We start from the raw sequence: 6,225 nt of genomic DNA, 5'->3' as shown, positions 1-6,225 counted from the left end.
TGGAATAGAGGGAGATCACTCTATAGAGCAGAGACAAATGGACTTCAGAGACTTAGTGATGGAGCGCTACAGCGTCCGTCAGTGCGATACGACACGCGAGATACCGGAGGAGGATATGCAGCTGATCCTCGATGCGGCGGTGCAGGCCCCTACAGCGTGCAATAATCAGCCCTTCCGCATTTACCGGATCCGCAGCCGGGAGATGCGCGATCGTGCGGAGCAGTGGTACGATAGAGCCCACTTCCGTACCGCCCGCGAGGTGCTCCTGATCGTGGGGGAGGATGCCGCAGCCTACGTCTATCCGGATAAGCGGGACAACTCCCTCTACACCGACACCGCCATTGCCATCGCCTACATGCAGCTCCAGGCTGAGGACCTCGGGATCGGCTCCGTCTGGATCAACGCCTTCGACCGACCCCTCTGCGCCCGGGATATGGGACTGGAGATGGGGAAGGAGACTCCCGTCGCGCTCCTCGCTCTCGGTTACCCACTCCCCGACGCCAAGCAGCCGACCCGCAAGCGGAAGAGCATGGACGACTTAGTCAAGACGATCTAACCCTTTTCATCAATAATCATGAGGAAAATACTCCTAACCTTACTCGCCATCAGTGGTCTCGCACTCACTGCCGCCGCACAGGACTCAGGCGAACTCCGTGACCGCATCACTGTCACCGGATGGGGGCAGACCTACTACGACGCTGCCTTCGGCCCCGATGTCCGCGGGACCAATACCTTTGCCATCAATAAGATCAACCTCGTCGCCAAGGGTCAGATCACCGACCGCTGGAGCATGGGGATCCTCTTCCAGATGCACAGCCCGGCGAAGCTCAAGGAGCTCTGGCTGCAGTATACCCTGATGCCCCAGCTTAGGATCCGCATCGGGGAGATGAAGACCCCCTTCGGCATGGAGAATCAGATCCCCCCCTCTCTCCTCCCCCTCACCTCCGGCTGGACGATGCCCACCTGCTACTTTGCCGGCGTCAGCGGTGACCCGCTCTACCGCGGCACCTCCGGGCGAGACATCGGGCTCGAGCTGTCGGGCGACCTCTGGGGCAAGATCCTCTCCTACAAGCTTGCCGTCATGAATGGTCAGGGGCTGAATACCCTCGACCTCGGCACCACAAAGATGTATGGCGGTGCGCTCTACGTACGCCCCTACAGCGGCATCACCCTCCACACCTCCTACCTCGGTGGCGAGATGCATGCGATGGGCACCCGGGGAGCCATCAAGGCGGGAGACCCGTACAAGCGTAGCAGCGTCAGTGCCGGTCTCAGCCTCGACTACCGCCCTGTCACCCTGTCCGCCGAGTACCTCATCGCGGATACAGATGAGACGATCGGAGACGGAGCCTATGTCATGGTGGTGGGACACCTGCCGAAGAGCTTCGAGCTCTACGGCGCAGTCGACTGGCTCCGGACGGACAGGAGTGCGAGCGAGAGCCTCCTCACCGGCACGGTGGGCGTCCAGAGATGGTTTGCCAAGAAGTGCCGCTGGCAGCTCGAGTACCGCTTCCCCGGCACCTTAGGCTCTGATGAGGGCTTCGGACCGGTGCACCACATCAGGACGCAGGTGCAGTTCGGATTCTAAGCGAAAAATATCGTACCTTTGCCACACATCTAAGGAGAGTTGGCAGAGTGGACGAATGCGGCGGATTCGAAATCCGTTGTAGTGCAAGCTACCGGGGGTTCGAATCCCTCACTCTCCGCCCGAACAACCCGCTTATACTCGGTTACAGCAGTATAAGCGGGTTGTCTGTGTCTTGCGTGTGGCTCAGAAGTGGGGGAAGAGGGTAGGACTGGACTAAAAATGGGGTACAAATTTCCATTTACCCCATTTTGGGGTATGTGGGTGTTAAGTAGCTCGTTCAGAACTACACAAAAAGAGGTGACCGCCCGGGGTAGGGTGGTCACCTCCTGTTCCAAATCACACACCCCGGAGGGTGCGACACTATCCGCCCAAGTGACTCGCTTATACTCGGTTATGCGAGTATAGGCGGGTCTCTCGTATACTCAGAGCAGGTTAGGATGGGTTACAGCGACACGCCGGGGAAGTCGGCGAACTCGGCGAGGAGGTCTCCCTTGAAGGTGAGATTGCCAGGGCTGACGCGTTTGAGACTCGTCCATCGGCAGCGTAACCGCATCCGCAAGGATGCCCGTCCGTAGGCATCGGTCGAGCCACGAAGTGGCGAAGACCGATGTATAAGCGTTTATTTCGTATCCCGACCCCTTGCGGGTCGCCGTCACATCGGAGATGAGCGATAAGAGACCTTTGCAAAAGTCTTGATAAGAGACACCACCCATCCGCATACCTAAGCATCAGCCTCTCTGACGGGCTTCAGATAGCTTACTGTATAGCTCAGATGCGTCAGGTCTGCGACCCCAAACTAAACCCGGGTTTAGAATTCACCGAACTCTTACCTGCCCAGCACAATACTCTCCGGCACCGGGGATCCCTGACGGGATCCGCCTACCGTGGCATAGGGGATGAATGTGGCATCGTACAGGGGCGGGGTGAATGAGGAGGGGGACCGGCGGGTAAGCCCCTGCGGGATCGGGTGGGCGAGGTAAAACTCAAATGCGAGACCTTTGCATAATACCCCGTCTGCGGCGTCACTTTCGAGATTCGGGCTTGGTCATGTGTGTAATCACACTCCCTTCGCCCTCACTCTCAGTTCCTTGCATCTGAGGTGTTCTGCAAAGTCCCTGCCGAAAAAGCGGTGCTTTTTCGGCGAAAGAACGTTTTGCAAAGGTCTCAATGCGTTAGCCCTGCGGACTCTGCCGGGAGTCCTTGGAGAACTTATCTAAATATTGTACCTTTGCAGTCACAAGCGGGGGTCGGGAGATCTGCTTGACGGCTCGGTAGCTCAACTGAATAGAGCATCTGACTACGGATCAGAAGGTTATAGGTTTGAATCCTATCCGAGTCACTTCCCGACAGTCGCACTGACTGTCTCGGAGTGTGGGTGACCATACTTCGGCCCGGTAGCTCAACTGAATAGAGCATCTGACTACGGATCAGAAGGTTATAGGTTTGAATCCTATCCGGGTCACTTTTTTGCGTATTTAATTTGTTAAACATCACTTTGGATGCCTCCGGTTGTGACAATCGGGGGCTTCATCTTTTTATGCCCTCTCCCCTCGGGATCCTGCTTCATCCTTTGCAAAAGTGATTATTATAACTATCTTTGCATAGGAAGTATAAGCACTATGCCTAAGGAGAAGCCCAGAAAACAGAGGAGCCGCAAGACCGCCTCCCGGAAGGGACAGCGGGATCGTATGCTACAGGCGTACGACTACCTGAGGTCGCACAATTTCGTTGAGACGACCGACGATGTCGCGCTCCGCATGGGGGTCAATCGGTCCTCCGTCCGATCCGCTCTCTCCCGAGGCGGGACTTATATGTCCCTTCGGCTGATCGATGCCTTCCTCGGAGCCTTTGAGGGCATATTCTCCCGCGACTGGATGGTGGATGGGGTGGGGGAGATGCTCGCTGATGGGGAGGTCTTCTCTACTTCGCCTCATCCGACCCGGAGTGACCGGGTCAGCCATCTGATGGAGCGGGAGGGACTCACCTATGGAGAGATGACTAAGGAGGTTGGGCTGAGCAGTGCATCGACGCTCTTCCGCATCACCCGCTATGGACAGAGACCGCAGGACGGAACGCTGGACAAGATCCTGGAGCGGTACCCCAAGTATAGCCGCGACTGGCTCTATGCCGGAGTCGGACCGATGCTGAGGACCCCTGAGGGCTCCCGCAAGGAGCACGAGGTACCGGAGGAGCTGGATGAGGAGACCGCGGCGATCAGTACAGCCATCCCTTACATTCCCTCGCAGACGATGAGGTTTCCCCTCGTCGAGGATCCGGCGGTTGCCGGGACGCTCACCAGCTTCGGCGACCCTGATCCGGAGGGCGTGCGGATGATCGAGGTGCCGGTGGATCGCCCCTATCGCGGGACCTATCGCATATTTACCATACGAGGCGACTCGATGGACGATGGCACCAGTAAGGGGCTTGCCGAGGGAGACCGGGTACTGGCGCGTAGTGTAGATCGGGACTACTGGCTCGACGGTCTCCACACCCGCGACTGGCTCTACTTCATCTTCGTTACCCGGACCGAGGGGATCGTGATCAAGCAGGTGGTGGCTCAGGATCCTGCCCGGGGACTCTTCCGGCTACACTCGCTCAATCCCTTTTACCACGACTTCGACCTCCATGTATCGGATGTCGTGGCGATCTATAATGTCATCGAGATCGTCTCCAGACGTCTGACCGTATGAGTGTCCGAAATATCATCTTCGACCTGGGCGGGGTGTTGCTGATAGACCGCCCTGAGGAGAGTCTCCGCCGCTTCGACCGGCTCGGCTTCGTGGAGGCGCGCCACCTGCTCTCGCCCTATCCTGCGGAGGGGCTCTTCCCTGACCTGGAGGTGGGACGGTTCTCCAAGGAAGAGTGCCTCGATCTCGTCCGTCGGAGATATGGTCATGCCCTCACCGTGGAGGACTTTACCTGGGCGCTCGTCGGCTATGCGGGCGAGGTGGAGCTCTACAAGCTGGACTATCTCCGGGAGCAGCTGACCAACTGTCGGCTCTTCCTCGCCACCAATACCAATGCCTTCCTCTACGACTACTATCGGTCGCCCCGCTTCCTCCCCTCCGGCGAGTCGCTGGAGAGCTACTTCGAGCGCTGCTACGCCTCTCACCTCCTTCATATGAAGAAGCCCGACCCTCGGTTTTACCACCTGATCTTAGAGGAGAATGGTCTGGACCCCCGGGAGACCATTTATATCGATGATCGGGAGGAGAATGTCCGGGCAGCGAGTCAGCTCGGGATGAGGACCCTTCGCCCGATGAATGGCTCCGACTGGCGGAGTGACCTGGAGAAGCTACGCCGCCATGAGTGACGAGACACCCATCACTTCCTACCGCTCCCTCACCGGGGAGGGAGCTGGGCTCTACAGCGAGCTGCGGAGTCGCTTCATCTCACGGGCAGTCCCGGTCACCTCGGTGGAGGAGGCGATGGCAGTGGTCGAGGAGGAGCGCGCCAAGTACCACGATGCACGCCACTGCTGCTGGGCCTATGTGGTCGGCATCCGGGAGCGGGAGGAGCGGTGCAGCGATGACGGGGAGCCCTCCTCCACGGCGGGGAAGCCGATCCTCGGGAGGATCCATGCCCTCGAGCTGACCAATGTCGTGGTGACTGTGGTACGCTACTTCGGCGGCAAGCTCCTCGGCACCTCAGGGCTAATCGTCGCCTACCGCGAGGCGGCCCGACTGGCGCTCGATGATGCGCCGATCGAGGAGACGCTCCTCACGACCGCGCTCACCCTGCGCTTCCCTTACGATCGGATCAATCCGGTGATGATGCTCCTGAGGGACTACGAGGCGGAGACACTTGACTCCACCTCCGACCTGGAGGGATATATATGGCAGGTGGCGGTGGAGGACGCCCGCCTGCCACTCTTCCTCGAGGCTGCCCGGTCGCTCTATTACCTCCGTATGGACCCCGACCCGGAGGAGCAAACTTCTTAGGGGTGTCCGGAGCCTTTACTATATCGTATGAAAAAACTCTATCTCATAGACCAGCGGGACTCCTTTGTCTACAACCTTGCCCAGCTCCTCCGCGAGGGGTGCGGGGCTGAGGTGAGGGTGATCCCCGAGGAGGCGCTCGCCGAGCCGGGCGTCCTGGACGGTGCCGACGGTGTGGTGCTCTCGCCCGGTCCCGGCGTCGTGGAGGAGCATCCCCTGTCGCTCCGCTTCCTCAGACGACAGGCGGAGGTACTGGAGCCCCTCCCCGTCCTCGGGGTCTGTATGGGGCATCAGGAGATAGGGACGCTCTACGGTATGGAGCTCTATCGGCTGGACCACCCCCGGCATGGCGTTGCGTCGCGCATCACTTGGCGAGACCGATCCTACCCGCCGATGACCGTAGGGCGGTACCACAGCTGGGCCCTCAGGGAGACCGACGAGAGCCGTAGTCAGATCAGCATCCTGGCCGACACGGTGGAGGACGGGGTGGTGATGGCGATCCGGCACAGGACGCTCCCGCTGACGGGGCTACAGTTCCATCCCGAGAGTATACTCACCCCTCAGGGAGGTCTGCTTCTGAGAGACTGGTGTCGCACTCTCTGACTCGGTCGGGGACTTGAGGGGCAAGGAGATATTTCGTACCTTTGCCCCCGCGTTTCACCTCCAGGGTCGAGTACCTCTCGGAGAGACCGTGGGACG

Annotated in this window: 6 protein-coding genes and 3 tRNA genes; all 9 read left to right on the top strand. The window is 59.5% G+C overall.

Annotated elements, in window-relative coordinates:
• Positions 1–556 (top strand): nitroreductase family protein (locus tag Q0F21_RS04640; protein ID WP_297237839.1); only part of this gene is annotated, 556 nt, incomplete at its 5' end.
• Between the two features lie 18 nt (positions 557–574).
• A complete protein-coding gene (locus Q0F21_RS04635; RefSeq protein WP_297237838.1) occupies positions 575–1,588 on the top strand; it encodes a hypothetical protein in 1,014 nt (337 codons plus the stop codon).
• A 33-nt stretch (positions 1,589–1,621) separates the two neighbouring features.
• Positions 1,622–1,706: transfer RNA gene (locus Q0F21_RS04630), tRNA-Ser, on the top strand.
• Between the two features lie 1,147 nt (positions 1,707–2,853).
• A tRNA-Arg gene (locus Q0F21_RS04625) sits at positions 2,854–2,927 on the top strand.
• 49 nt (positions 2,928–2,976) lie between these two features.
• A tRNA-Arg gene (locus tag Q0F21_RS04620) sits at positions 2,977–3,050 on the top strand.
• A gap of 157 nt (positions 3,051–3,207) precedes the next feature.
• Positions 3,208–4,278 carry a S24/S26 family peptidase gene (locus Q0F21_RS04615; protein ID WP_297237836.1) on the top strand — a complete coding sequence of 357 codons (1,071 nt, stop codon included), beginning with the start codon at positions 3,208–3,210 and terminating at the stop codon, positions 4,276–4,278.
• Positions 4,275–4,901, top strand: a complete 627-nt coding sequence (locus Q0F21_RS04610; RefSeq protein WP_297237834.1) for an HAD family phosphatase — start codon at positions 4,275–4,277, stop codon at positions 4,899–4,901. Before Q0F21_RS04615 ends, Q0F21_RS04610 begins: the two co-directional genes overlap by 4 nt.
• Positions 4,894–5,529, top strand: a complete 636-nt coding sequence (locus Q0F21_RS04605) for a YigZ family protein (RefSeq protein ID WP_297237833.1) — start codon at positions 4,894–4,896, stop codon at positions 5,527–5,529. The genes Q0F21_RS04610 and Q0F21_RS04605 overlap by 8 nt, the downstream gene beginning before the upstream one ends.
• A 27-nt stretch (positions 5,530–5,556) precedes the next feature.
• Positions 5,557–6,129, top strand: coding sequence for an aminodeoxychorismate/anthranilate synthase component II (locus Q0F21_RS04600; protein ID WP_297237831.1), 573 nt, complete (start codon positions 5,557–5,559; stop codon positions 6,127–6,129).
• The last annotated feature ends 96 nt before the right edge of the window (positions 6,130–6,225 follow it).

It is taken from the genome of uncultured Porphyromonas sp. (assembly GCF_934359325.1).
Classification (GTDB): domain Bacteria; phylum Bacteroidota; class Bacteroidia; order Bacteroidales; family Porphyromonadaceae; genus Porphyromonas_A.
This window is presented reverse-complemented; position numbering and strand designations above follow the sequence as displayed.

Coding starts and splice junctions, on each gene's coding strand:
- Q0F21_RS04600 (WP_297237831.1), top strand. CDS start 5,557: ATGAAAAAACTCTATCTCATAGACCAGCGGGACTCCTTTGTCTACAAC.
- Q0F21_RS04610 (WP_297237834.1), top strand. CDS start 4,275: ATGAGTGTCCGAAATATCATCTTCGACCTGGGCGGGGTGTTGCTGATA.
- Q0F21_RS04635 (WP_297237838.1), top strand. CDS start 575: ATGAGGAAAATACTCCTAACCTTACTCGCCATCAGTGGTCTCGCACTC.
- Q0F21_RS04605 (WP_297237833.1), top strand. CDS start 4,894: ATGAGTGACGAGACACCCATCACTTCCTACCGCTCCCTCACCGGGGAG.
- Q0F21_RS04615 (WP_297237836.1), top strand. CDS start 3,208: ATGCCTAAGGAGAAGCCCAGAAAACAGAGGAGCCGCAAGACCGCCTCC.